The organism is Cytobacillus massiliigabonensis (assembly GCF_900199725.1).
In the GTDB taxonomy this organism is placed as follows: Bacteria; Bacillota; Bacilli; order Bacillales; family Cytobacillaceae; genus Cytobacillus; species Cytobacillus massiliigabonensis.
Map to the genome: position 1 here is coordinate 841,081 of NZ_LT904904.1, position 26,273 is coordinate 867,353.

Here is a 26,273-nt window from a genome sequence, read left to right on the forward strand (position 1 = left end):
GTTAATTAAGATGATAAATTAAGAGGTTGGACAATTTCCGGCATGCCTGATATTCTATGTGGATGTATAAAGATGTACAGGAATATTATTTTTTATATTTGAAAACGATAAATTATACATGCAGGTCTTTATAGGGGATGACAATGGAGAAATATAAAGTAATAATCGCAGATGATGATCACCCTTCAAGAATGATATTGATGCATTTTATCCAGATTCTTCCGGAATACGAAATTGTTCAGGAAGCGTCGAATGGGGAAGAATTCATTCAGTTAGTAATGAGGGAAGAGCCAGAAATTGTGCTAGTTGATATAAATATGCCTGGTTTAAACGGAATGGAAGCTGTTAAGATTTGCAAAGAAAGATATCCGTCTTTACAGGTTATTTTCACAACTGGCTATGATGAATTTGCCGTTGAAGCATTTAATATTTCGGCAGCGGATTATATTGTTAAGCCAATCGAACGGACAAGATTATTTATGGCTTTGGAAAAGGCAAAAAAACTTATTCAATTTAATAACGGCTCAAATCATTTGCAGAAAAAGGCAAACAAGCTGGCAATTAAATCGAATAATACATTTTTATATCTTTCAGTTGATGACATTCTTTATGCAGAAAAAGAAGGAAGAAAAACAATTCTTCATACGATAAATAGCCATTTTGAAACATCAGAGTCACTGCAAGAGCTTGAAGGGAAACTGCCAAGCCATTTCTACAAAACACATCGATCTTTTTTAGTTAACTTAAAAAAGATAACAAAAATTGTATCCTCCGGTGAAACATATCAGGTCTTTTTCAATGGTACTGAAAAAATTGCTTATATTTCTAAGTTGAAAATAAATGATGTTCATAAATCAATGGGAACTTAAAGGGCACTGCAATCCTAATAGGAGAGCATGCCTTTTTTCATTTATTTCAATACTAAATATAAGGGATTGTAAGCATACTAAGAGAAAAGTTTAGAGACAGAAAGGAAATTCTAATGAAGAGGGTATCAAATGTTTTTTGGATTTCAGTAGCCATTATTCTCGCGGCTGTTATTTTCGGAGCGACCGCACCGGAAACCTTTGAAGAAGCCACAGGCAATCTGCAGGCATTTCTCACAACCGCGTTTGGCTGGTATTATTTAATTTTAGTAACAATCATTGTGGTGTTCTGTCTATTCCTCATTTTTAGCCCTGTAGGTGCCATTAAATTAGGGAAACCTGATGAAAAGCCGGAGTTTTCAAAGATTTCTTGGTTTGCGATGTTATTTAGTGCCGGGATGGGGATCGGACTTGTATTCTGGGGTGCGGCAGAACCATTGTCCCATTTCATTGATCCTCCCTTAGCCGAAGGCGAAACCGCAGCTGCAAATAAAGAAGCAATGAGATATACTTTTTTTCACTGGGGGATTCATGCATGGGCGATCTATGGGTTAGTTGCTCTCGCATTAGCTTACTTCCAATTTCGCAAAGGCGAGCCTGGACTTATTTCTGCTACAATAAAGCCAGTTTTAGGGAAAAGCATGGAAGGGGTCCTAGGTACAATTGTTGATGTTCTGGCTGTTTTTGCAACAGTAGTTGGGGTGGCAACAACCTTAGGCTTTGGAGCGGCACAAATCAATGGGGGATTATCTTATTTATTTGGGGTTCCAAGTAATTTTTTCGTTCAATTTCTTATTATTGCGGCAGTAACCGTTCTATTTATGATTTCTGCTTGGTCAGGACTGGGAAAAGGAATCAAATATTTAAGCAATGCCAATATGCTGTTAGCTGTTGCTTTATTAGTATTAATGTTTATCATCGGACCGACACTGTTAATTCTTGATATGTTTACTGATTCGATTGGGGGTTATATTCAAAATATAATTCAAATGAGCTTCCGTATAGCCCCTCTTAATGATGAGCATCGCACATGGATTAATAATTGGACGATTTTCTATTGGGCCTGGTGGATTTCATGGTCCCCGTTCGTTGGGATATTTATTGCGCGAGTTTCAAGAGGAAGAACCATTCGTGAATTTATCATCGGGGTGTTATTGCTCCCTGCTCTTGTTAGTTTTTTCTGGTTTGCTGTATTTGGAACTTCATCTATTGAGGTACAACATGCGGGAAAGGTTGATTTAACGAAATTTGCGACAGAAGAAGTCTTATTTGCTGTCTTTAGCCAATTCCCGTGGTCAATGGTTTTATCAATCGTAGCTATTATTCTTGTTAGTACATTTTTTATTACGTCTGCCGATTCAGCAACATTTGTTCTAGGCATGCAAACGACCTATGGTTCCCTTACACCGCCAAATCATGTGAAATTAACTTGGGGGATTGCACAATCAACCGTTGCCTTAATTCTTCTGTATAGCGGAGGGCTGCAAGCGCTTCAAAATGCGTTAATTGCCGCTGCATTTCCATTTTCGTTTATCATGCTTCTCATGATGATTTCTCTATATCGTTCTTTATCAAAGGAGAAAAGGGAGCTCGGGTTATTTCACAAACCAAAACCGCGGAATAAATAACAAAATTAAATAACCGACCTGGCAACTGAAAACGAACTTTCCGAAACCCTAGGATCGTTCGTTTTTTTATTGTATCAGAATTTATTACTTTGGAGTTAGAGAATTGTCTAGCTCCAGCGCCTATCGCCTATCAAACTTCAGATTCCCTCCCTACGATAAGTCAACATCGGTTCGCTCCCACTCACCGTGTTTCCTTTATCTCGGTCGCGGCTCTTCCAGTTTGTACGGCGATGACCAAGGCGCTTCCGCTTTTCTTATTGACAAAAAAAGCATCTATTTAGTAAAGTTAAATCTGTTAATAGTTAATGGGTTGAACAATTAAACAAGAGAATCAATTTTTGACTAGAGGTGAAGGGTAACGTTGTTAGAGAATATACAGGAGCTAATTGATCAATATATCGATTTGTCATTTTCTGTTCATCGAAAAGGCGAATCGCTTATTAGGGATCAAATCGGAAGTGATCTTACAAATGACCAGCATTATATATTGAGGTACATCAGTCAAGTAAAATCATGCACGTCATCGGAATTAGCTGAAGAATTCGATGTAAAAAAGAGTGCAATAACAGCCATAATCAACCGAATGTGGGAAAAGGGGCTGATTCAGCGAACACGTGATGAAAAGGATCGCCGCGTAGTTTATCTTACATTAACAGATAAAGGCAATCAGTTATATGTAAATTGTGAGGAAAGGATTTACAAACTTGTAGAATCATTTATCAAACAGTTTGATCCGAAGGAAATCAAGCAATTTCTTGAAACGTATGAAAAATTGAACCAAATTTTAATAGAGAGTAAAGACGATAAGATGGAGGAATAGGGATGCATCAGATTATAAAAAATAAGTGGATCGTCATCATTGCCTGGATTGTTATTGCTGTTGGTCTATTTATAGCAGCGCCTAACATGGCGGAGCTTGTCCGTGAAAAGGGACAGATTACCGTTCCTGATGAATACTCGTCAACAATTGCTGGGGAAATTATGAATGATGTTGCTGAGCAGGAGGGCGGCGGAGATGAAACCCAAGTAGCTCTCGTTTTTCATAATGAAAAAAAGCTAACAGCAGAAGACATGAAGGAAGCGGAAAAAGCGATACAAATCCTTGAAAAAGACAAGGATTTAGGGATAACTGAAATTCTAACTCATTTTAATGAAAAATCTTTAAAGGATCAGCTTGTTTCAAAAGATGGAAAGTCGATTCTTACTTCCATCACGCTCAATTGGAATGACCGTGAGCCAAGTGAGGTAAATGATGCATTATATAAAGCGATTAAAGATATAAAGGTTGATCATTACTATACAAGTGAATGGCAAATAAATGAAGATTTGATGGCAAGCTCTGAGGAAGGGTTAAAGAAAACAGAAGGGATTACTGTTGTCTTTATCCTAGCTGTATTATTGCTCGTATTCAGATCTGTCATTGCACCGATTATTCCATTAGTGACGGTCGGTTTATCTTATCTTGCTTCACAATCAATCGTATCTTTTTTAGTTGATCGGTTTGATTTTCCTCTATCCAATTACACGCAAATCTTCTTAGTTGCTGTTCTTTTTGGAATTGGAACAGATTATTGTATTTTATTGCTGAGCCGCTTTAAAGAAGAATTATCACAGAGCGAAAGTGTATCTGAAGCAATTGTTGCAACATACCGCAATGCGGGGCGCACAGTATTCTTTAGCGGTGTTGCAGTTATGATCGGGTTTGCAGCGATTGGATTTTCTCAATTTATTCTTTATCAATCAGCTGCTGCAGTTGCGGTAGGTGTAGCGTTATTGCTTATTGCATTATTTACAGTAGTTCCATTTTTCATGGCTGTATTAGGGCAGAAGCTTTTCTGGCCATCGAAAAGTAAAGCAGAGCATGGGGAAAGCAAGATTTGGGGTGTAGTTGGAAGATTTTCATTGGCCCGTCCTTTCATTGCTTTACTGATTGTTGCTGCAGTTTGTGTACCATTCCTAGTTACTTATGATGGGGAGCTGTCTTATAACTCATTAGAGGAAATTAGCGGGGATGTTAACTCCATTAAAGCTTTCAATGCGATTGCCGATAGCTTCGGACCAGGTGAATCCATGCCTACACAGGTCGTTATTAAAAATGATGAGGAAATGGATTCAGCTGAATATATTGGATTAGCTGAAAAGATTAGTAAAGAGCTAGAAAAGGTTGATCTGGTAGACACGGTACGTTCAGTTACAAGACCAACCGGTGAACCAATTGAGGACTTCTTTGTTGCGAAGCAGGCGGAAACGCTTGAAGAGGGCTTAGGAGAAGGAAAAGAAGGTCTTGATAAAATAAGCGAAGGTTTAAATGAGGCTGGCAGTGAATTAGCTAAATCAGAGCCGGAATTAAAGAAAGCTACAAATGGCATTAATGACTTAATTTCAGGTACGGGCGAACTACAGTCAGGCTTAAAGGAGATTCAAACGAATCTAGCTAAGATAGAAAATGGCATTCGCCAAGGAACAAAAGGCTCAGATGATATTAAAGCAGGTTTAGCCCAATCTAAAAAAGGAGCGGAGGATTTACTTGCAGGTTATCAGGAGCTCCTCGGCGGATACCAAAACTTGCATGGAAGCTTGCAAACAATAACAGCCAATTATGAAAAGGTTGGCCAGGGTTTAACTGCATTATCTAGTGGGCTTGCACAGGCAAATGATGGTATGTATGGGTATTTGGAAAATAAATATACAGATTTAACGGCGGATACTCAGTATCAATCGATGAAGCAAACCATTTCAGGTGAGCAGGGCTTGCTTAGACAGCTTAGCGGCTTATCTGCTAATATCAGTGAATTAAATGCAGGACTTGGAAAAGTAACTGAAGGAATGGCTGGAGCTAATGCTGGATTTGAAAAGGCAATGGGCGGTCAAGGCGGCCTTGCAGCAGGATTAGAGCAATTAATTAATGGCATCGAAGCACAGCAAGCAGGATTCAATCAGCTAGCTAATGGGCAAGGACAAATCATTAAAAATATGCCAAAGGTAACCAATGGGTTAAATAGTGTGAATGATGGGCAGAAACAGCTTCTAGCAGGTTTTGGCGATCTTGGCGGTCAAATTGGCCAGTTAACAGATGGTCTGGATCAAAGTGCTGAAGGCTTGGATAAAGTTTCTGAAGGATTAGAATCTGCACAGGATTACCTATCAGGATTGTCAAAATCTGAGAATATGGATGGTTTTTACTTGCCGGCAGAAGTATTGGAAAGTGAAGAGTTTGCCCAAGTATACGACGTGTATATGTCCGAAGATCGTAAAGTGATGACAATAGATGTGATTTTAGACGCGAATCCGTATTCTAATGAGGCGATCAGCCAAGTTGAGGAAATGGAAGCTGCAGTGGAAAGAGCGACAAAGGATACGAAGCTTGAGAATGCAATAATTGCAGTAGGCGGGATCACGAGCACAAATGCAGATTTAAGCAAGATGTCTGATCAAGATTACTCCCGTACAGTCGTCCTCATGCTAATCGGAATTTCGATTATATTAGTATTTTTATTCCGTTCCATTATTATGCCAGCATATATCATTGGCTCGTTAATTTTGACATACTTTACATCAATGGCGATCAATGAAGCTATTTTTGTCAATATATTAGACTATACAGGCATTAGCTGGGCAGTTCCTTTCTTTGGATTTGTTATTCTTGTTGCCCTTGGGGTCGACTATAGCATCTTCTTAATGGATCGATTTAATGAATACAAAGATTTTTCTGTTGCTGAAGCTATGCTTCTTGCTATGAAAAAAATGGGCACAGTCATTATCTCAGCTGCGGTCATTCTGGGAGGAACATTTGCTGCGATGATGCCATCTGGCATGCTATCACTGCTGCAAATTGCTTCCATCGTCATTGTTGGGTTATTCCTATATGCATTTATTATGCTTCCGCTGTTTATTCCAGTAATGGTTAAAAACTTCGGAGCAGCCAACTGGTGGCCGTTTAAAAGAAGTACAAATGAATAAAGGAAAACCGGATGAGGTATCTTCATCCGGTTTTTTTACTACTATTTAATAAATCTTAACCATTCCGCTTGTAATATCAACATCTATACTATGCTTTCCAGATCCCATGACCCCTTCAATTTTGCTTTTTTCAACGACTTTGTCAGTTAGCGGAAGATCACAGTCAATATAGCCGCTGCTAGATTTTCCATTTAACTTGAAGTCGGCGTCTTCAGGAAGATCAAGCTTGATTTGTCCTGAGCTTGCTCTTAAATGAATATCATCTACAAGTTTATTCAATTGAACGTCAAGCTGCCCAGATGAAACTTCAGCTTCAAGCTCTCCTTGATAATTCTCGATTTTTACTTTCCCAGAGCTCATATCAATCGTACCTGAGTTAGTAATGAGTGTATCAATGTCAATCATGCCGGATGACCCTTTATGGATAAAATCTTTCGCTGTTACGTTTGTTAGATCAACCTTTCCAGAGCTCATATCTATTTTTAGCTCCTCTAGTTCGACTGATGAACCCTCAAAATTTAAATAGCCAGATCCAACGTCGATCGCCATTTTGCGGTTATAATCTTCAGGAATGTAAATGTATAGCTCTGGCGTGTGATTGAAAATCTTAAAGCCATCAAACCATTTGCGGCTATATTCGATCTTAATGCTGTCCCCATTTTTCTTTACAGTGACCTCGCCTTTGCCATCAAGGTCTGCTTTAACATCATTTCTTTTTTCAGGAATAATTGTCGCCTTTACAGCGGATAGGTTAATATCAACCATCTTAATATTTTCTGCCGCTGCTGAAGTTGCTTCTCCTTTCGCAAATGGCAGCCAGCTTCTAATATTTGAAGTGAGCAATACATAGACGCCGATCAAAATAATAAAAATGAGCAAAATTCTTTTCAATGATATCCCAACTTTCCTTTGCAATCGTTTTTGTTACACTTATTGTATGACATAGAAATGATGAAAACATTGAGCCGCAGTACGAATTGCCTCTAAGACTAGAGGCTTATTTAGGACAGGTGGACAGGTCCCTTGTCTCCGGAGCTGCCCCTGTATCACTTCTATTGTAAAGGAAATTATTAAAAAATTAATAAAACTTTTTGCATAGAACAAAGTCTAATACATAGAACGAACTTGGGGAGGGCATGATGTGAGCTTTGAAGAAGTTGTGCAGAAGGCCATTCGTGGGGATGACCAGTCCTTTCTTGCAGCCATCCAAACGGTGAAAATAGATTTGTATAAAACTGCTTTAGCCTATTTGCGGAATGAAGAGGATGCATTGGAAGCGATACAAGAAGTAACCTACCGTGCCTATAAGGGGATGAAAGGCCTTAAAGAGCCAGGCTATTTTAAAACTTGGATCATTCGCATTATGATTAATTATTGCAATGATACATTAAAGAAGCAGAGAAGAATCATTTTGAATGAAGAACTTTTGCTTGCTGAAGGAGAGACAGAAAATCATTCCCTGCTAGAGATTGAAGATGCAATGCAAAGATTGGACGAACGCTCCCGCGAAATTATTACATTGAAATATTTTCATGATTTAAAGATAAAAGATATTGCCCTGACGCTTGATTGTCCAGAGGGTACGGTCAAAACATGGCTGTTTAAGGCATTAAAATCCTTACGCGAAAAGCTGGATGAAAAGGGAGGAATCTCTCATGTTTGAAAAGGAAGAAAAGGGTCTTTCCCAATTGAAAAAAATGTATGAGGACCTGCCATTTCCTGAAAGTAAAATTGATGAGGCAATCCTTTCAGGCTTTGAAAAAGCAATGAATGAGCCTACGGTAAAATATAAGCCTCGCCGAAAAAAGTGGTTCTTGTCTGGAATAGCAGCAGCTGTTCTTATCATAGGCTTTCTCACAAGTATTCGAGTTTCTCCTGTTTTTGCAAGCTATGTTTCAAGTATTCCCGGCATGGAGAAATTGGTTGAGCTAATTAGTGATAATAAAGGTTTAATGCTGGCAGTTGAGAATGAATATGTACAAGAAATCAATGCCACTCAAGAAAAGAATGGATTAAAGGTGACCTTTGATTCGGTCATTGCCGATGAAAAAGGAATGGTGATTTTTCAGACGATCGAAGCGAAAGAGCAGCAAGAAAAATTTTACGTAAATGATTTAAAGCTTGAATCAGCGGATGGGACGGAACTCCATTTAGGAAGCTATAGCTATGGTACCCATCAGCCACATGGAGAATTGAGGAAAAAGGAAATGGCAACAATGGATTTCTTTTTTGAAGAACCATTGAAAACAAAGGAATTTACTGTTACTTTCACAGTCGAAACAAATGATTATGAAGAAGATTTCCGTTTTCTGTTTACATTGGAGAAGCCTTTAAAAGCAACAAAGACATTTGAAATGAATAAAACGGTTACAATTGAAGGACAGAAAATAACCATCAAAAATATTAAGATCTATCCTTTACGTGTGGCAGTGCATGTTGTGATGGATCCGAAAAACAGCAAGAAGATTTTTACGTTTGAGGATATCCGCTTGGTGGATGAAAATGGAGAAGCATGGACGAAAATCGCAAATGGGTTTACTGCTAGTCAACTAAGTGACAATGAGCATATTCTTTATTTGCAAAGCAATTATTTTAAAGAGCCTAAAGAGTTATATCTTGTGATGAACAAGCTGCAGGCTGTTGATCAAGAAGATGCTTATGTGAAGGTTGATATGGAAAATGAGAGAATTATTAATCAGCCAAAAGGGAATAAGCTTACTAATTTGAAGGTCGATAATGGAAGAATTTCTTTTATATTGAATACGGAAGAGGCATTTAATCATTCCCTATTTATTTCAATGAAAGATGCAGACGGAAAAGAAATTGATCGCAGTTCCTTCTATTGGACAGGAGATAATCAAGGGGAAAGAGAGATTGGAGTAGAGTTCCCGACTGGCTCGTATAAAAGCCCACTAGAGCTTAAGCTGTCAGCTTTTCCTGCTTGGATTGAAGGAGATGTGAAAATAAAAGTGAAATAAACAAAGCCCGGCTTTCATGATGAAAGCCGGGTCTTTATTCGTCATTCGTTTTTGCATGCTGGTCTTTATTTCTCTTATTTCCTTTGCTATTATCTCCACTAACTTCAGATTGATTTCCTCTTGGAGAATTTTGATTGTGGCTCCCTTTATTATACTTTTTTGTCATCGTTGCTCCCCCTTCCATTTTTTCATAGTTATTCTTCTTCTGCTTGATGGATTTTATGTATGGATGAAGTAGTAATAAGAACAGGATTGGAAAAGATAAAGAGGAAAGAATATTTCTTTTGACAGAATCGTGCCCATACACTAATATTATTAATACCAATAAAACTTATAGGAATTGAGGGGTTAAAAGTGAGAAAGTTTTCATTATTAGCACTATTTTTTAGTCTTGTATTAGTCATTTCCGCTTGCGGTACAAATAAAGCAAATCCGGAATCGGAAAGCAATAATGCAGAAAAACAAGATACACAAACGGAAGATCTGTTAGCAAAAGTAAAAGATGAAGGGAAACTGCTGGTGGGAACAGAAGGCACATACCCTCCATTTACGTTTCATGATGATAAAGGGGAATTAACTGGATTCGATGTAGAAATTGTAAAAGAGGTGGCAAAGCGCCTAGGAGTTGAGCCGGTATTTATGGAAACACAATGGGATGCGATGTTTGCCGGCTTAGATTCAAAGCGTTTTGATCTCGTTGCGAACCAGGTGGGGATTCGTCCAGACCGTCAAGAGAAATATGATTTTTCCGATCCGTATATTACATCAGCAGGTGTATTAGTTAAGCATGTGGATAATGAAGCTGTTACAAGCTTTGAAAATATTGAAGGATTAAAGGCAGCACAATCAATGACAAGCAATTATGCAGATATCGCAAAATCTTATGGCGCTGAAATCGTAGGGGTTGAAGGCTTTAACCAAGCGATTGAGTTAATTAACTCCAAGCGAGCAGATGTTACGATTAATGATAATCTTTCTTTTCTAGATTTTAAAAAGCATAAGCCTGATGCTCCAGTTGAAATTGCTGCTACATTAGATGATGCTTCCCAAAGCGGCTTAATGTTCAGAAAGGGAAGTGAGATGCTTGTTGATGAAGTAAATAAAGCGTTGAAAGAAATGATCGAGGACGGAACATATTTAGAAATCTCAGAGAAATGGTTTGGTGAAGATGTTCTTAAATAGTATAATTGCTGATCCAGAGCGTGTTTCACGGCTCATTGATATTGCTCAAAGTTCCCTTCAGCCTTTGCTGAAGGGAGCCATTTTATATACGATTCCCTTAACGCTCATTACGTTTGTTTGTGGACTTATTTTAGCTGTTTTAACGGCGCTTGCGCGTATATCGTCAGTCAAGCCGCTGCAAATCATCGCGAGGGTTTATGTATCAGCGATCAGAGGAACCCCGTTACTAGTGCAATTATTTATTATTTTTTATGGGCTGCCTACGATCGGTGTTGTGATCGATCCATTTCCTTCTGCAGTGATCGGCTTTTCATTAAATGTAGGTGCGTATGCATCTGAAATTATTCGTGCAGCCATTTTATCCATATCTAAAGGACAATGGGAAGCAGGATATTCAATCGGCATGTCCTATCCACAAACGCTGAAGCGCATTATTCTTCCTCAAGCTTCAAGGGTTTCATTGCCGCCTCTGTCGAATACCTTTATCAGTCTAGTAAAGGATACGTCATTAGCAGCTATGATTTTAGTAACAGAAATGTTTAGAAGAGCACAAGAAATTGCGGCAACCAATTATGAGTTCCTGCTTCTCTATTTAGAAGTTGCCCTCATTTACTGGGTTATTTGCTTTATTCTATCTATTGTTCAAGGCAGATTGGAAAAGAGAATGGATCGGTTTGTTTCATAATATCAAAATATATAAGTTTAGAGTCTGAGAATTGTCTAGCTCCAGTGCCTATCGCCTAACAAACTTCGGGTCTTCTCCGTAACGATTGCGTCAACATCGGTTCGCTTACGCTCACCGTGTTTCCTTTATCGAAAGGAAGAGTCCCTCTGCGTTCGTACGGCGATGACCAAGGCGCTTGCGCTTTTCGATAAAGGAGTATTTAAATGATACGTATTAAAGGGTTACACAAGAGATTTGATCAGCTTGAAGTCTTAAAAGGAATTGATTTAGAAGTAGAAAAGGGGAAGGTTGTTGTCGTGATTGGTCCTTCAGGATCAGGAAAGACGACGCTGCTTAGATGTCTGAATGTATTAGAAACGCCAACCTCCGGATCAATTGGAATTGAAGATCAAACTTTAGACTTTTCCAGCTCAGTATCTAAAAAAGCTATTCCTCCATTTCGCCGCCTGACGGGAATGGTATTTCAAAGCTATAATCTGTTTCCTCACATGACGGCTCTTGAAAATGTAATGGAAGGTCCCATTACAGTTAAGAAAGAATCCAAGGAAGCTGTTAGGAAAAAAGCAGAACAGCTCTTAACTAAAGTTGGTTTAGGAGATAAACTCGATTATTACCCATTCCAATTATCGGGCGGGCAGCAGCAGCGTGTTGGTATTGCCAGAGCGCTTGCGATGGAGCCTAAAGTGATGCTCTTCGATGAACCAACATCCGCCCTTGATCCAGAGCTTGTAGGGGAAGTGCTAAAAGTAATGAAGGACCTTGCAAATGAAGGAATGACGATGATTGTTGTCACTCATGAAATGCGTTTTGCAAGAGAGGCAGCAGATGAAGTTATTTTTATGGATGGCGGATTTATTGTTGAAAGAGGAAAGCCAGACGATATATTTACTTCTCCAAAAGAAGAAAGAACGAAACAGTTTTTGAGATTAATTCAATAACAGAAAATCCTCGCTGGTGTCACAGCGAGGATTTTTTTTTCAACTGTTAGCCTTTGAGGAATCACTAGAAGCTTGATTGTAGAAGTCATATTCATCTTTAATAAAATGGACAACGGTTAATAGGATGCCGATTATGAAGCAAACAACCGTTAAACTGGACAGCCCGAGAACAATGTACACAATAAGCGTTGAAATAATCGTCAAGAGAAAACCGGTAAGGGGAGCTTTAAGAGGAATACCCATCCTAATTCTTGCCTCCAATCAAATAAAGAAACAGCCTAGTTGAATCTATGCTGTTTCTTTATTCAATATGCAGGCTCATATCATGAATGAATGGAGCGGCATATTGGTTCGGGTTATTCAATACATCAGCGGTTGAGCCAATCTGTACGATGTTACCATCCATTAAGATCGCCAATCGGTCAGACATAAATTGAATCTCTGTGACATCATGGCTGACAAAAATAGTAGTTGTTTCTGTTTGTTTAATGATTGCTTTGAAATCCTTCAACAGCTTCACTTTAGTCGGGTAATCAAGAGCTGAAAATGGTTCATCTAAATAAAGTACTTCAGGGTCAAGAATTAATGCCCTTGCTAAATTGACTCTTTGTGCCTCGCCACCTGATAGCTGATGAGCATTTTTTTTTGCAAGGTGTGCGATGCCGAATTGATCAAGCCAGAAATGAACCTTCTCTTTAATCAGCGTTTTAGAAACCTTTCTGATTTTTAAACCAGCGGCAACATTTTGGAATACAGTTGTATCAAAAATTAAGGTTTGCTGCAGAACGACTGCCCATTTTCTTCTTTGCTCTAATGGGATTCTGCTAACGGGTAATTCTTCATTTTTATAATACAGCTTCCCTTCAGTTGGTGCCTCCAGACAGGATAAGATTTTAATTAGCGTACTTTTTCCTGCGCCATTTGGTCCCATCATTCCAAGAATCTCTCCTTGCCGAATGGAAAGGGATGGGACAGAGAGAATCGTTCGATCCTTTTTTGCATATTGAATATTTTCTAGACGGATCATTGGATTCATCGCACTCTGTTCCTTTGCTGTAAATTTGTTAAGAGGAAGGTGATTATAAATGCTAAGCTCATTAATAGGAAAGAAAGAGCTAATGCGACATCGAAGTTTCCTTTAGACACCTCCATGACAATGGACGTGGTCAATATTCGTGTTTCTCCGCGAATATTTCCTCCAACCATCATTGCCGCTCCCACTTCAGCTATTACACGCCCAAATCCAGCTATCACTGCAGCAAGGATTGCAATTTTTGCTTCTCTAATTAATAAACGAACGGTTTGAAGCCGTGTGGCACCTAAAGCTTTAATTTGCAGCAGCATCTTTTCATCAATTTGCTGAAAGGCACTGCAGGTAAGTCCAATGATGATGGGAAGTGAAACGAGAATTTGTGCCATGATAATGGCAAATGGACTATATAATAGAGAGAATGACCCTAAAGGACCTGAACGCCATAATAACATCGTAATCCATAATCCCGCCACAACAGGGGGAAGCCCCATACCGATATTAATTAATATAAGAACAAACCGTCTTCCTGGAAAAGATGTCAGCCCTAAGATGACACCAGCGGGTATGCCAATGAACGTGCTGATTAAGACGGCTGTTAAGGATACTCTTAAGGTCAGCCAAGTAATCTCAAAGATTTCAGGATCACCTGAAATTAGCATCTCAATTGCCTTTTTCAATCCCTCTATTAAAAGATCCATAATCATTCCAGCTTTCTAACATAGTGTGACAATACCTTGTGGACAAAACGAGCAGTTTTGTCCACAAGGTGTTTGGTCCTTATTCTGTATAAGGAAAGAATAAAGGCTCGCCATAATCATCTTGACCGAATTCTTCGATAACCTTTTGTGTATCTTCATTAATCATGAATTCAACAAATTTTTCTGCGCCTTCACTAAATACTTTGTCATGCTTCTCAGGGTTTACCTGCATCACATGATAAATATTTAATAAGTCTTCATCGCCTTCAACAAGAATTTCTAAATCTAAACTTTCTTTTTGTGCTAAGTATGTTGCACGATCTGTAATGACATATCCTTGTTTTTCAGCAGCAATTTGAAGAGTATTTCCCATTCCTTGTCCAGTTTCTGCATAGCCAGCATTGTCCCCAGGAGTAAGTTCAAGTGACTTCCAAATATCTAATTCTTTTTTATGTGTGCCGGAATCATCGCCTCTAGAAATGAAGATCGCTCCATTATTAAATAGCTTTTGAAATGCTTCTCCTACTTCCATTCCTTTTACACCTGATGGATCATTAGCCGGACCAACAAGAATGAAATCATTGTACATAACACGTTTTCGATTGATGGCATCTCCACTGTCAACAAGCTCTTGCTCTGAATCGGGTGCGTGAACAAGGAGTACATCAGCCTCTCCCTTTATTCCCATTTCTAGAGCTTGCCCCGTACCAACTGCTATCGGCTGTACATTTATATTATTTTCTTCTTCAAACATTGGAATTAATACATCAAGCAAGCCGCTATCCTGTGTGCTTGTTGTTGTTGCTAAAATTAAATCCTTCACCTCTTCAGCTGCTTTTGGCTGTTCTTGTTTGCTGCTGGTCTCATCTGTAGAGTTTGAGCATGCTGTCATCATAAAGATCAGCATGGCGATCAAACTGAATGAGAATAATTGTTTTAACTTCATTTTGTTTTCCTCCAAACTTTTGTTTCATATATGATTTGTCCTAGCTCTGAAGCGTCATAGCCGTCCATACTGCTGATGCTTTCTTTAAAATTGGTTAGCTGTAGAATATCAATCAAGTGCTCCATGGCTTTCTCATTTTCATTCGTCCATCTAAGTACGAGATCAAATTTTTCCTTTGCGATCGGAATAAAGTGTAAATCCAGCTTATTTGCAGCTGAACGAATGCCGAAAGTTGCGTCGGCTATTCCACCGCTAATATAGGAAGCAGTTGCTAAATGGTTCCACTCCTCAAGCTCATAGCCGACAATATCAAAAGGATTCATGCTTTCATCTGCTAACAATGAGTCAAATAGGAAGCGGGTGCCCGCACCCTTTTGACGATTCACAAAACGAATATTTTTCCTTGTAAGGTCTTTAATGCTATGAATGGCTTTCGGGTTCCCCTTTGCAGTAATTAAGCCTTGCTCCCTTCCTGCTAGCCGCAATACAGTAATTCTTTCATGGATGAAGAGCTGTTTAATAAAAGGAAGATTATATTCCTTTGATGTAGGGTCTAGTAAATGGATGGCTGCGATGTCACAGCTTCCTTTATAGAGCATCATTAACCCTTCAAGACTTCCGATATAGGTTGGCTGGATTGTGATTGCAGGTGAATGGTTCGTAATATACTTGATGAGCTGTTCAATTATGAAATCATGGCTGCCTGCAATATGCAATAACTGATCCCGATAGGGAATGATTGCTGATTGTGGAGCTGGAGATGGTCTGCCGGCTTCTTTAAATCTAGTAATCTCACTTTCCACTATCCTCATCTTGTTCCCAACTTTAAAAGCATGTAGCTCTCCGCGTTTAATCAGCTCATATACCGTGTTTTTGGAAATTTTAAACATTTTCGCAATTTCATCTGGGGTATAAGTCTTTTCGTGTATCATAATCACCTTCCCTTACTCCTTTTTTAAAATACAGAAAATATGGATAACCTACTGTGACTTTTGTTATGTTTTATTAAGTTTTGTTGACTTTTGTATGATGCTGTCACAATTTGTTCAAAATGTTTAAAGGACAAATGGAGTCTATTTCATTCTTTTAACACAACTCCCATGTATAGTAACGTAAGTGAAGAGAGTAATCCTAAAGAAAGAAGGAGTAAACTTGAAAAAATCAATCTTTGCCATTTTTATGGCCTTTATAGTTTTAGCAGGATGCGGGCAGACAAGTGAAGATCATACAAGCGAGAAGCAGGAAGAGGCTCCTGCTCCGATAGATGCGGTTATCGAACTGCCCGAAAAAGGGGAGCCGAATGAAGAAGTCGCCATTACAGTAACAGTTTCACAGGGAAAAAAGCCCGTTGAAGATGCAAATGAAGTGAAATTTGAAATATGGAAGGAAGGCAAAAAGGAGGCAAGTGAAAAGGTAGAAGCTAAGCATTCAGAGAATGGCAAGTATACGATTGCTTATACATTTTTAGAAGATGGACTCTATCATGTTCAATCCCATGTAACTGCAAGAGATATGCATACAATGCCAACGGAGTCTATCCAGATTGGCAAAGTTGAGGAAGCTCAGATTGAGCATAGCGATGAAGCTGCTGAAGAGGGGCATCACCATCATGGAGAAGTTGGGATCCAATTAGAAAAGCCGGAAGTAATCAAGGCAAAAGGACAAACCCCCTTAACTGTCCTTTTGGAAAAAGAAGAAAGCCCTCTTAGTGATGCAAGGGTTCGATTAGAAATTACGAAGCAAGGCTCGAATCCTGCCTGGGTGGATATGAAGGAAGCAGCTGAAGGAGAATATACAGGAAATTATACATTCCCTTCCAGCGGAACATATGCAGTAACGATTCATGTTCAAAATGATGCAGGACTTCATGAACATACAGAGATTGAAGTGACAGTTGAATAAACAAATGAAAAGCGCATCTTTTGGTGCGCTTTTCTTAGATATAAAAGCTTTCTTCTCGCCAATTCCACTGCATAGAATTAAAATAAAGCTAGACAGATAGAAAAGCAGGTGGGGAAAATGACGAATACACATTTACACTTTAATACTGGGATTGGCAGACAGAAGCCAAATAGTATCCGCAATAAAGAGCAAAGCTGCCCTTTTTGCGCTAGAGATCAGCTGACAGATCTATTAGCGGTTGACGGTCCAATCATTTTATTGAAAAATAAATTTCCTGTTTTAGAAGATACGTATCAAACGGTTTTAATTGAGACGGATCAATGTGATGGAGAATTATCTATGTATCCAGAGGAACATTTAATGAAGCTGATACGCTTTGGTTTAACACATTGGCTTGAAATGGCACAATCTGGTGAATATCAATCGGTCATTTTCTTTAAAAACCATGGTCCATTATCCGGAGGAACGATCGCACATCCTCATATGCAAATTATCGGATTAAGCAATCTAAATTATAAAGAAAAAGTTCAGGCTAGTGATTTTGAGGGCATAACAATCGCTGAGAGGAACGGGACGTTTTTTTCTATTTCTACCTCTCCAAGATTGGGCTTTTATGAGTTTAATGTGAAGCTTGGCGATATTCAGGACATTGGACCGTTTGCTGCTTACATTCAGACAGCTGCACATTATATTTTGAATGCCTTTCCTTTTAGCTGCAGCAGCTATAATTTATTTTTCTACGAATGGAATGGGCAAATTTATGCAAAAATTGTTCCAAGATTTATTACGACTCCGTTATTCATAGGGTATTTTATCCCGCAAGTTCCAAATAATATAGAATGGATGAAAAATGATATCCAGGAGAAATACTTTAATAAATAGAACAAGCTTGCAAATATCGGCCGACGCCCTTCTCTGCGCTGGTTATTCCTTACGTCATAAAGGCTTGTTTAGGACATCGACCGATAATTTACTGTTATAAAAAAACGGGATATAGAAATTATCACCATTCGCCTCTTCATAGTTGAGATTTGCTCCTGTAAAAAATATAATTGAACTTTGGACAAAGGAGTGTTCTTAACTTGGCTTGTCTTTAAGGATTTTGACTAACGGGAGAACGATATGACTTCAAATAAAACGACATCACCCCCTAGGCTTGATTTTGGGTTAATATTAATTTTATTTCTATTATTTTTGGTCAGCTGTATTTCGATATACAGTGCCCAGACGACAGGACAATATAAGGAAAATTTTCTCTTAAAGCAAATGGTTTGGTATATGGTAGGCACAGGGATCATCGCAGCAGTCATCACATTGGATTCCGATCAATTAAAAAAGATATCCTGGTATGCGTATGGCTTTGGGGTGTTCCTGCTCGGTTTTTTAATTGTTGCTCCAAGCAGCATCGCACCTGTCATTAATGGGGCGAAAGCATGGTTCAGAGTCCCTGGCATGGGTTCGCTCCAGCCATCTGAGCTAGTTAAAGTCTTTATCATTTTAGCGCTTGCAAAGGTCATAGATGATCATCATCAAAAGAATCGGATGAAAACGATACAGACGGACCTTTGGCTGCTCTGCAAAATTGGACTTATTACGATGCTGCCGCTTTTACTTGTCATGCAGCAGCCGGATCTTGGAACAGGGCTAGTTTTCATTTCGATTATGCTCGGAATGATTTTTATTTCCGGCATTACATGGAAGCTGCTGGCACCAATTTTTGGAACAGGCATTACCTTGATTTCTGTTATTTTTTATTTTGTTCTTTGGCAGCCTGAGGTATTAGAGAAATACTTAGGTGTAAAGGAATATCAATTTGCCCGAATTTACTCTTGGATTGATCCTTATAATTATCAGAGCTCGACAGGGTTTCAATTAACAAGATCACTTCTTGCAATTGGTTCAGGAGAAACAACGGGAAAAGGCTATGGGACAAGGGAAGTCTATTTGCCTGAAAGTCATACAGATTTTATTTTCAGTATTGTGGGAGAAGAGTTTGGATTTATCGGAGCAAGTATATTAGTCAGTTTGTTTTTCTTACTTATTTATCATATAACACGAGTAGGGATGGAGACGAAAAATAATTTCTATACATACATCTGTATAGGTGTTATTAGTATGATTACATTCCACGTTTTTCAAAATATTGGAATGACAATCGGGCTGCTCCCGATTACAGGAATTCCGCTGCCATTTATAAGCTACGGCGGCAGTTCCTTGATGGGGAATATGCTTGCAATGAGTTTGATTTTTTCGATTAGCTATCACCATAAAAAATATATGTTCTCAAACAATGATTAAGAGCGGAGCCAAAAGGCCCGCTCTTTAATTACGCACCCGCATGGGTGCAAGCTTATAGGAGGTAAAAGTCTTGAAGTGTGTGAAAAGTCGGGGAGAATCCCCTCCTACTCAATTACTCCTGATTCGACAATCTTAACATCTGCTTTAATCTTTACCTGTAGTTTTTGATAATCATCTTCCCATTTCTTAAAATCAAATCCACGGACTTGCTTTCTGTGAAGTTTACCGAAACCAAGGGGGTCGACGTTTTTCTCCTGAAATCGTTTAATGAGAGCCAGACACTCTTTTTTGACTTTATCTTCAAAAGCTTTATCTATTTCTTTTATGAGCTTGGGTGTTAATCTCTCACCTGTGTATTCAACAAGGCTTCCCTGTATCTTAAGATCAAGGGAAACTTGAGAAGGATTTGTTTTTATTATTTTGTATTTATGTTTAGACTTAATGCTCCTGAGTGTTGCCCATTCCCCATTATCTAATTTAACACTAATTGATCCCCTGCTATACCGATCCACCATCAGCTTAAAAAAGAACATTTTCTCTGGAGGAATAACATCTACCTCTTTATCCTTTTTAAAAATACTCAATCCGCTTATTTCAACTTCTGTTGGGCTTAATTGTTTCAACTCTGGAAGATAGGCGTCTGTTCCTTTTTGGTGATAATCGCGGAAAAATATATGCAAATTTGTTTTTGGTACATCTCTTTCCTCAATATTATGCTCAAGTAACGTATATAAATAATTGGATGTACCCTGTGGTCCATATTCCCCCTTGATAATTTCTACGGCACTTGTATTAGCCGTAGATAAATATACTCTTGCACCGATACTAGGATCGCGTTTGAAATTATCTATAAAGTTTATGATCCCTTTATCAGCAAGTTCATCTCCAAAAATAACAAACAACAGTCCTCCTGCTGCTATATCACGATCAGATTTTTTTTGGGTGTTCATTCTTAAATCTTTTCGCAACTTCCCCTTTGTTGTAAAAATTTTATTTACTATCGATTTATCAGGAAGATAGTCCTGAACGAGAATCGCACCAACGAATTCATCTTCTCCTGACTCGTCAAATCCTGCTCCAACTTGAATATTTATATCATCAATAATCGATTTTTGGACACAACCAGTTAAAAGTGCCACTATGAAAAGGACTAAGGTACATTTCCTCATTGCTTTTTCACCTTCTTTTTAATCATGACACAAATGAATAAGACTGGAATATAAAGAGCAATAAAAGTAAATCCCATTTTTGCGGTGAAATTATTAAGAACGTTTATTCTATCTCGTGTATCAAATAATAAAACGGCAATCAATATGGAAATGGCAATTAGCAGCACTCCCTTTTTCTGTCTCAAATTAACAATCCTTTTTAATAATCTTGAAGAGATCCATATTGGAATACAAATATTAGGGAGGATGACGAGATACCAGGAGGCAATGCCAATATATTCAAATCGTTCAACAAAAGGAAATTCAACAATTTTCCACATTGTCAGTGTCGCCCATACTGATTTTTGAAGTTCATCATATGAGTAATAGAAGATGGTTATTAACATAAATCCTGTATAGAGTAAAGTTGTAAATAATAGACCTAAATGAGCCCATTTCTTCGACTTTTTCGGGTTTTTAATAAATGGATAGAAAAACAGAATAGTCTCAAAACCGATAAAGGTTAGGGACATTTGATAGGCTCCTAAAAGCAAGTCTTTAATAGAGTGACTCCAAATCGGGAGAATATTTTCAATTTGGGCATATTTTAGCGTATCACCAAAAGTAAGAAATAGATAGAACGGCAGTGTTATCCCGAAAAAAGCAATGCCAACAACTGTTCGAAATCCTCCATAGACGATGTAAATACAAATCAGCATAAGGGCGAATGTAAACCAAAAAGTGCTTAAGCTTGGAAACATCCAAACATGAATAATCTCAAGGTAGGTTAGCAGGACAGTTAGAGAAAAGATAAAATAATAAGGAATAAAAATGGAACTTAACAGCCTGCCACCAATATTTCCAATAATATATTGGTGGGCAGAAACAATATCCCCATCAACTGTTTCTGCAATCTTATACATCATCCAAGTAATAATATGCAGAAAAAGTCCAGCAATTAATACAGAAATCCAGGAATCTTGGCCGGCATATTTAGCAATAATCCGCTGGTAGCCGAGTACACCGATTCCTACTTGCATAGATACGACCAAGTAAAAAACGAGAAAGGGAGAAATTTTAACTCTGTTCGGTATGATTTCCTGCATTATTTTCTCCCCCTCTCACTCATCAATATCTTTTTTGATGTTTGCCTTTTCTTTACTAAAACGAACACGATTTTGTGTTCTTAAAAAACTTGGACGTAAGGACTGTTTTTTAAATGGAAGTCTAATAAATGAATCCTTTAAGTCAGTTACTCTAAGAGGATAAATAGGTGCTAAAAATGGCCTTCCAAGTGAAGTTAGACGTATTAAATGAGTTAATAAAATACAGAAGGCAAAGACAATGCCAAGTAACCCCCAAAGCTCTGCGAAAAGCAAGAATGGAAAGCGCAGCAGTCGAATGGTGTTGCCCATTTTATATACTGGTGTCGTAAAGGAAGCAAGTGCGGCCAAGGCAACAATAATTAATAGAACATTACTTGTTAAACCTGCTTCAACAGATGCGGTCCCAATTACAATTCCTCCTACGATACCGATCGTCTGGCCAACCTTTGTAGGCAATCTTGCTCCCGCCTCTCTTAAGAGTTCAATGGTTAATTCTAGAAATAACGCTTCTAGGATAGGAGGGAGTGGAATGACCCTTCTTGAGGTAACGAGTGTCCCAAGTAAATCCCTCGGAATTAATTCATAGTGGTAAGAAAGTACGGCCACATAAATAGGTGTAATCAACAGAGAGAACAATACAGCACCTACTCGGACTAACCTGAAAAAAGTAGAGAGGATCCAATTTAAGAAGTAATCCTCAAATGAACCAAAGAATTCGATTAAAGTAGTTGGAGCAATTAGTACATGTGGCGACCCATCAACTACAATAGCAATTTTCCCCTCAGCTAGGATGCCTGCGACCCGGTCAGGTCTTTCTGTATCCAATAATTGTGGAAAAGGTGAATTCGAATTATCACATATAAGTTGAACAATATAGGAACTGTCTGTGATGGCGTCAAATTCTACTTCATTAATCCTCTGCTTCACTGTGTTTATATTTGCTTCATTTGTAATTCCTTCCATATATAAGACAGCAATCCTTGTCTTGGACAGGCTGCCTAAAGTGTATTCCTCGACAATAAGTTCTTTAACTGGAAGCCGCTTCCTGATTAAGTTCAAATTTTGCCCAAGAGATTCAACAAATGCTTCTTTCGGTCCAATGACGGAGAACTCAATTTCAGGAGGACTCACGCTGCGGACAATCTCTTTTTGAGTGGCTATAAATGCAAACCGTTCTGGTTCAGAATCCAATGTCAGCATGATATATCCATTAAGCAGTTTTTTTTCAATCACTGAATGGTCATTGGAAATTTCTATATCGGCAGATGGCACAGTCTTCTTAATATCCTCGAGTATTTTCAGTTCTTCCTCTAATAAAAAAGGAAGGACGCCTTGTTGGATAATCTGCTCATCTACTAACGTAGCCATGAAGGTTAGGCAAAAGGGAATATTGCTTTTCTGATTAATATAATTAGATTTTGTAAAATCATTTGATTTCTCTAGTGTTTTTTCCCAAGGCTCTTTATTTTGATTTGATTCATTCTGTTTTTTATTCATCCATCTTTTCATCCATAATCACCGTCAGTTTTGGCATTACATTTATTGTTACCGTAATTGGAAATCTTATGAATCATACCCAAAAAAGAATGATGAAAGGAAATAAAAAAACCCGCATTATCTGCGGGCCGATCATTAATTATTCTAAAAAGAATTTCTCGATATCATCCAGCATTAAGTTAGCAGCTTTCACACCGCCAGCAGTATTCCAGATAACGTCATCTACTTTTTGAATGTTGCCTTCTTTAACCACATTTAAATTTTGGAATAATGGATCATTAATCCACTCTTTTTCAAGGGTGCTTGCTTCGCCGTCCCCTGTTTCATAAGTAAAGTAGAAAAGGACATCTCCATCCATTGCAGGAATTCTTTCTTTCGTAGCATTTTTTTCTGCGAAGTCATCTACGTTTTGACTTTCAGGGCGCGCAAAGCCGATCTGGTCTAGAATTACACCAGAAAAAGTATCTTTATGGTAGATTCGGACATCTCCAGCCATAAAGCGGACCATAGATATTTCTTGATTGACTTTATCTCCCAGTTTCTCTTTTAAATCTGCAATACGCTGATTATAGTCATCAATGACCTTTTTTCCTTCTTCTTCCTTATTTAATGCTTTTGCATATAAGTCGAAATTCTCTTGCCAGTTTCCTCGAAGTGTTTCGGCGAATACAGTAGGGGCAATTTTACTTAGCTGTTCATAAATCTTTTCCTGACGCATTTTGTTTCCGATGATTAAATCTGGTTGAAGTCCTGCAATTGCCTCGACATTTACTTCACTCTCAGTACCAACAACCTGAACATCTGTTAACTCATCAGCGATATGCGGATACCATGGGTCACCTGTCCAAGATTGAACGGCTCCGACTGGTTTCACTCCAAGAGCTAGAAGTGCTTCTGTACCTTCATTTGTTAAAATAACCACTTTCTTTGGTGTTTCTTTAATTGTGGTTGAGCCCATCGCATGCTCAACTTTGTAGCCTGCATCTCCAGCAGTATTTTTATCGTTGTTCGTTTCTGCTTTTTCATCATTATTATTTCCACATGCTGCTAAAAGGAGCAGGGGTATAATGGAAATAACAGCTATTAAAAATTTAATGTTTTTCAATGGTGGAACCTCCTAATTTGTTATACCAATGATAATGATTTTCAATTACTAATTTATCATAATTTCCATTCGCAAATATGTCAATCATTTAATTGAAAATGATTTTCAAACTCATTGACAGGTAGTTTTCCTTCTAATAGACTTGAAAAAGGGAATACATTTATTTTTAGATAGGAACGGTTCCGCTATGTTATTAAAATCAAATGTGCAAAAATGGATCGGGTTATTGTTTGCTGTGATCCTCTTATTATTATTAATGTGTGTAAGTATTGTATATGGGTATACAGATACAACCTGGAAGATGGCGATTGATGCATTTACAGCCTTTGATGGGTCTAATGAACATCTCATCATCCAATCAGTAAGGCTGCCTCGAGCGCTTATTGCTGCTTCAGTTGGAGCAAGCCTTGCAATCGCAGGTGTTTTGTTGCAAACAATAACAAAAAATCCTCTGGCAGCACCAGAGATTTTTGGAATTAATGCTGGTGCTGGATTTGCGGTTGTCGTGACAGTTACACTCTTTTCTTTGAGCAATCTTCAGATTTTCACATGGATTTCTTTCCTTGGTGCAGCAGTGTCTTTTATTCTTGTTTATATTATTGGGTCCATTGGCAGGGATGGATTAACCCCGATGAAGCTAACCTTGGCTGGGGCGGCAATGAGTGCTATGTTTGCATCAATGACACAGGGCTTTCTTGTTATTAACGAAACGGCACTCGAACAGGTTCTTTTCTGGCTTGCTGGTTCTGTAGCTGGCCGAAAACTGGAAACGCTTCTTTCTGTTCTTCCATATTTAATAGTTGGCTGGGGATTAGCTTTGCTTATCTCCAATAAGCTTAATATCCTATCAATGGGTGAAGATATTGCAAAAGGTCTGGGATTAAAGACTGGCATGATAAAGATATGGTCCGGCGTGATTATCGTCCTATTATCTGGAGGAGCAGTAGCAGTAGCAGGTCCAATTGCGTTTATAGGAATTGTCATCCCGCATATCACACGTGCTGTTGTAGGAATTGACCACCGCTGGGTGATTCCTTTTTCAGCTATCTTTGGCGGAATACTGCTTCTAATAGCTGACACGGCTTCTCGGTTTATTATTATGCCGCAGGAAGTGCCAGTTGGTGTAATGACGGCGGTTATCGGAACGCCCTTTTTTGTATATATCGCAAGAAAGGGGTTCAATAAATAATGAGAAAGTATCAAAGTTTTCGTGTGTTTAAAGAGAAAATTTCGTTTTTAATTGATCGAAAGGCGTTAGCAGTTGTTGTCTTGTTATTATTCGTTATGGCTGGTGTATTCATCTTTAGTACGGGGACTGGTGAGATGAAGATTAGCCCGATAAATGTAGTGAAAGTCTTCTTTGGGGGCGGCACAGATATGGAACAGCTTGTTGTCCAGTCTTTCCGTTTACCAAGAATTATCGTGTCATTAATGGTAGGAATCGGGCTCGCGGTAGCAGGCGGAATACTTCAAGGAATTATACGCAATCCGCTCGCTTCTCCGGATATTTTAGGGATTACAGGCGGGGCATCCGTAGCAGTAGTTGGCTTTTTAGCCATTTTTAGTGATGAAAGCAATTCTTTAACTGTGAGTATCCAATGGCTTCCGGTCGCGGCTTTTGCGGGAGCAACTATCATTGCTTTTCTTGTTTACTTCCTATCATGGAAGGATGGCGTTTCACCGATTCGATTAGTTTTGATCGGAATCGGCCTTTACAGCTTAATGAAAGCATTGACTACACTGATGATGCTTCTAGGTCCAATTTATCAAGCGAGTCAAGCAAATATTTGGATTACAGGAACGGTGTACGGATCGAACTGGAGTAATGTAGCTATATTAGTTCCGTGGATTTTAATATTGTGTGTTGTGGCATTCATATTAGCTAGAAATATAAATATCCAGGAACTTGGTGACGATATTGCCACTGGAGTAGGAAGCAATGTTCAAAGATATAGATTTCTCCTTCTCATGGTCAGCACCGCTTTAATTGGTGGTTCAGTTGCATTTGCTGGGGGAATTGGCTTTGTTGGCTTAATGGCACCCCATATGGCAAGAAGGCTGGTAGGTTCCTCTTTCGGAGCATTGCTTCCCGCCTCAGCATTAATCGGTGGTATTCTTGTTATGATTGCAGATTTGATTGGGCGAACATTATTTTCTCCGCTCGAGATTCCTGCTGGAGTCTTTACAGCAAGCATAGGTGCACCATACTTTATTTACTTGCTTTTTAAAACAAGAAATGGATAAAAAATAATATTGCTGCAAAATAAGTAAATATGTTATTCCTAAACATATGAAACTGCAAA

25 protein-coding genes are annotated in these 26,273 nt (G+C 38.6%); 14 read left to right on the forward strand and 11 right to left on the reverse strand.

Going from position 1 to position 26,273, the window contains the following annotated elements:
• Positions 1 to 143: 143 nt before the first annotated feature.
• The 4 genes from C1726_RS15110 to C1726_RS15125 all read left to right on the forward strand — a co-directional run bounded on the left by C1726_RS15110 (position 144) and on the right by C1726_RS15125 (position 6,454).
• A complete protein-coding gene (locus C1726_RS15110) occupies positions 144 to 869 on the forward strand; it encodes a LytR/AlgR family response regulator transcription factor (RefSeq protein ID WP_102273924.1) in 726 nt (241 codons plus the stop codon).
• 113 nt (positions 870 to 982) lie between these two features.
• A complete protein-coding gene (locus C1726_RS15115; RefSeq protein ID WP_102273925.1) occupies positions 983 to 2,494 on the forward strand; it encodes a glycine betaine uptake BCCT transporter in 1,512 nt (503 codons plus the stop codon).
• Positions 2,495 to 2,855: 361 nt separating this feature from the next.
• Positions 2,856 to 3,314 carry a MarR family winged helix-turn-helix transcriptional regulator gene (locus C1726_RS15120; protein ID WP_102273926.1) on the forward strand — a complete coding sequence of 153 codons (459 nt, stop codon included), beginning with the start codon at positions 2,856 to 2,858 and terminating at the stop codon, positions 3,312 to 3,314.
• 2 nt (positions 3,315 to 3,316) lie between these two features.
• Complete coding sequence (locus C1726_RS15125; protein ID WP_102273927.1) at positions 3,317 to 6,454, forward strand: MMPL family transporter; 3,138 nt, start codon at positions 3,317 to 3,319, stop codon at positions 6,452 to 6,454.
• A 45-nt stretch (positions 6,455 to 6,499) separates the two neighbouring features.
• On the opposite strand, the gene liaG is transcribed toward C1726_RS15125, so the two are convergent.
• Positions 6,500 to 7,345, reverse strand: coding sequence for a LiaG family protein (gene liaG, locus C1726_RS15130; protein WP_102273928.1), 846 nt, complete (start codon positions 7,343 to 7,345; stop codon positions 6,500 to 6,502).
• A gap of 250 nt (positions 7,346 to 7,595) precedes the next feature.
• On the opposite strand from liaG, the gene C1726_RS15135 reads away from it, so the two are divergent.
• Both C1726_RS15135 and C1726_RS15140 read left to right on the forward strand, forming a co-directional pair.
• Entirely contained in the window at positions 7,596 to 8,117 is a 522-nt protein-coding gene (locus tag C1726_RS15135; protein ID WP_102273929.1) for a sigma-70 family RNA polymerase sigma factor, read from the forward strand.
• Positions 8,110 to 9,432 (forward strand): DUF4179 domain-containing protein, encoded by a 1,323-nt coding sequence (locus C1726_RS15140; protein ID WP_180968212.1) that lies wholly within the window; start codon positions 8,110 to 8,112, stop codon positions 9,430 to 9,432. Before C1726_RS15135 ends, C1726_RS15140 begins: the two co-directional genes overlap by 8 nt.
• A 34-nt stretch (positions 9,433 to 9,466) precedes the next feature.
• On the opposite strand, the gene C1726_RS26775 is transcribed toward C1726_RS15140, so the two are convergent.
• Positions 9,467 to 9,598 (reverse strand): hypothetical protein, encoded by a 132-nt coding sequence (locus C1726_RS26775; protein ID WP_268877026.1) that lies wholly within the window; start codon positions 9,596 to 9,598, stop codon positions 9,467 to 9,469.
• Between the two features lie 188 nt (positions 9,599 to 9,786).
• On the opposite strand from C1726_RS26775, the gene C1726_RS15145 reads away from it, so the two are divergent.
• From C1726_RS15145 to C1726_RS15155, 3 genes are all read left to right on the forward strand, one after another.
• Complete coding sequence (locus C1726_RS15145) at positions 9,787 to 10,614, forward strand: amino acid ABC transporter substrate-binding protein (protein ID WP_102273931.1); 828 nt, start codon at positions 9,787 to 9,789, stop codon at positions 10,612 to 10,614.
• Complete coding sequence (locus tag C1726_RS15150; protein WP_102273932.1) at positions 10,601 to 11,299, forward strand: amino acid ABC transporter permease; 699 nt, start codon at positions 10,601 to 10,603, stop codon at positions 11,297 to 11,299. Before C1726_RS15145 ends, C1726_RS15150 begins: the two co-directional genes overlap by 14 nt.
• A gap of 203 nt (positions 11,300 to 11,502) precedes the next feature.
• Positions 11,503 to 12,237, forward strand: coding sequence for an amino acid ABC transporter ATP-binding protein (locus tag C1726_RS15155; protein ID WP_102273933.1), 735 nt, complete (start codon positions 11,503 to 11,505; stop codon positions 12,235 to 12,237).
• A 39-nt stretch (positions 12,238 to 12,276) separates the two neighbouring features.
• Here C1726_RS15155 and C1726_RS15160 read toward each other — a convergent pair whose 3' ends face one another.
• The 5 genes from C1726_RS15160 to C1726_RS15180 all read right to left on the reverse strand — a co-directional run bounded on the left by C1726_RS15160 (position 12,277) and on the right by C1726_RS15180 (position 15,846).
• The gene (locus C1726_RS15160; protein ID WP_102273934.1) at positions 12,277 to 12,480 is read right to left on the reverse strand and encodes a hypothetical protein; all 204 of its coding nucleotides are present in this window, start codon (positions 12,478 to 12,480) and stop codon (positions 12,277 to 12,279) included.
• Between the two features lie 58 nt (positions 12,481 to 12,538).
• Entirely contained in the window at positions 12,539 to 13,273 is a 735-nt protein-coding gene (locus C1726_RS15165) for an ABC transporter ATP-binding protein (protein WP_102273935.1), read from the reverse strand.
• A complete protein-coding gene (locus tag C1726_RS15170) occupies positions 13,270 to 13,968 on the reverse strand; it encodes an ABC transporter permease (RefSeq protein WP_102273936.1) in 699 nt (232 codons plus the stop codon). Before C1726_RS15170 ends, C1726_RS15165 begins: the two co-directional genes overlap by 4 nt.
• Positions 13,969 to 14,047: 79 nt before the next feature.
• Complete coding sequence (locus tag C1726_RS15175) at positions 14,048 to 14,914, reverse strand: substrate-binding domain-containing protein (protein WP_102273937.1); 867 nt, start codon at positions 14,912 to 14,914, stop codon at positions 14,048 to 14,050.
• Complete coding sequence (locus C1726_RS15180; RefSeq protein ID WP_235822864.1) at positions 14,911 to 15,846, reverse strand: helix-turn-helix transcriptional regulator; 936 nt, start codon at positions 15,844 to 15,846, stop codon at positions 14,911 to 14,913. Before C1726_RS15180 ends, C1726_RS15175 begins: the two co-directional genes overlap by 4 nt.
• Before the next feature lie 220 nt (positions 15,847 to 16,066).
• On the opposite strand from C1726_RS15180, the gene C1726_RS15185 reads away from it, so the two are divergent.
• The 3 genes from C1726_RS15185 (at position 16,067) to C1726_RS15195 (ending at position 19,114) form a co-directional block, all read left to right on the forward strand.
• A complete protein-coding gene (locus C1726_RS15185; RefSeq protein ID WP_102273938.1) occupies positions 16,067 to 16,816 on the forward strand; it encodes a FixH family protein in 750 nt (249 codons plus the stop codon).
• Positions 16,817 to 16,933: 117 nt separating this feature from the next.
• Positions 16,934 to 17,698 (forward strand): DUF4931 domain-containing protein, encoded by a 765-nt coding sequence (locus C1726_RS15190; protein ID WP_102273939.1) that lies wholly within the window; start codon positions 16,934 to 16,936, stop codon positions 17,696 to 17,698.
• Between the two features lie 240 nt (positions 17,699 to 17,938).
• Positions 17,939 to 19,114: an FtsW/RodA/SpoVE family cell cycle protein gene (locus C1726_RS15195; protein ID WP_102273940.1), complete on the forward strand. Its 1,176-nt coding sequence runs from the start codon at positions 17,939 to 17,941 to the stop codon at positions 19,112 to 19,114.
• A 104-nt stretch (positions 19,115 to 19,218) separates the two neighbouring features.
• Here the strand turns inward: C1726_RS15195 and C1726_RS15200 are convergent, their stop codons facing one another.
• From C1726_RS15200 to C1726_RS15215, 4 genes are all read right to left on the reverse strand, one after another.
• Positions 19,219 to 20,253 (reverse strand): Ger(x)C family spore germination protein, encoded by a 1,035-nt coding sequence (locus tag C1726_RS15200; RefSeq protein WP_180968213.1) that lies wholly within the window; start codon positions 20,251 to 20,253, stop codon positions 19,219 to 19,221.
• Between the two features lie 26 nt (positions 20,254 to 20,279).
• Positions 20,280 to 21,368, reverse strand: coding sequence for a GerAB/ArcD/ProY family transporter (locus tag C1726_RS15205; RefSeq protein WP_235822785.1), 1,089 nt, complete (start codon positions 21,366 to 21,368; stop codon positions 20,280 to 20,282).
• Between the two features lie 15 nt (positions 21,369 to 21,383).
• A complete protein-coding gene (locus C1726_RS15210) occupies positions 21,384 to 22,877 on the reverse strand; it encodes a spore germination protein (RefSeq protein ID WP_102273943.1) in 1,494 nt (497 codons plus the stop codon).
• A 127-nt stretch (positions 22,878 to 23,004) separates the two neighbouring features.
• Positions 23,005 to 23,970, reverse strand: coding sequence for an ABC transporter substrate-binding protein (locus C1726_RS15215; RefSeq protein WP_102273944.1), 966 nt, complete (start codon positions 23,968 to 23,970; stop codon positions 23,005 to 23,007).
• 187 nt (positions 23,971 to 24,157) lie between these two features.
• Between C1726_RS15215 and C1726_RS15220 the strand changes: the two genes are divergently transcribed.
• Entirely contained in the window at positions 24,158 to 25,159 is a 1,002-nt protein-coding gene (locus C1726_RS15220) for a FecCD family ABC transporter permease (RefSeq protein ID WP_102273945.1), read from the forward strand.
• The gene (locus tag C1726_RS15225) at positions 25,159 to 26,214 is read left to right on the forward strand and encodes a FecCD family ABC transporter permease (protein ID WP_102273946.1); all 1,056 of its coding nucleotides are present in this window, start codon (positions 25,159 to 25,161) and stop codon (positions 26,212 to 26,214) included. The genes C1726_RS15220 and C1726_RS15225 overlap by 1 nt, the downstream gene beginning before the upstream one ends.
• Positions 26,215 to 26,273 lie beyond the last annotated feature (59 nt).